General features: G+C 53.2%; 1 pseudogene. It reads left to right on the top strand.

Annotated features, from left to right (window positions below):
• Nucleotides 1–494, top strand: a pseudogene (locus AAC854_RS23040) (DNA primase); the annotation flags it as partial.

The following is a 494-nucleotide window of genomic DNA, read 5'->3' as shown; positions in this document are numbered from 1 at the left end:
TGAGGGTAATTTATCGACCGTTGCCGGGCTGGTGAGAGAACGGTGGCCAACAGCGAAAATCATTCTGGCGGCGGATAACGACTGGCATACACCGGGCGAACTGGACGACAAGGGCAAGCCCAAGAAGAACGTCGGCAAGATTGCAGCCGAGAAAACCGCCAAAGCGATCAACGGGTGGGTCACGTTACCGCCCACAGAACACAAAGCCGACTGGGACGATTATCGCCAGCAGCACGGCATTGAGGCAGCAAAGCAGGCATTTAGTGAAGGGTTGTATCAGGTGGGGGAGAACGCGCCAGTGTTGAAGTCAGTGGTGGTTAATTTAGATGAACATCGTGAGAAAGCCCGTGATCCGCTGATACCGTTTATCGACGTTCGCCCCAGTGGGGTTTTTTACGTGACACCGAAACTGGACAAAGAAACCGGCGAAATTATTCAGCCTGAACAATGGCTGTGTTCACCGATTGAAGTGATCGGCACGGGCATTGATGACA

It is taken from the genome of Xenorhabdus entomophaga (assembly GCF_037996725.1).
Taxonomy (GTDB): Bacteria; Pseudomonadota; Gammaproteobacteria; order Enterobacterales; family Enterobacteriaceae; genus Xenorhabdus; species Xenorhabdus khoisanae.
The sequence above is the reverse complement of the archived record's forward strand: the minus strand, read 5'-3'. Positions and strand labels throughout refer to the sequence as shown.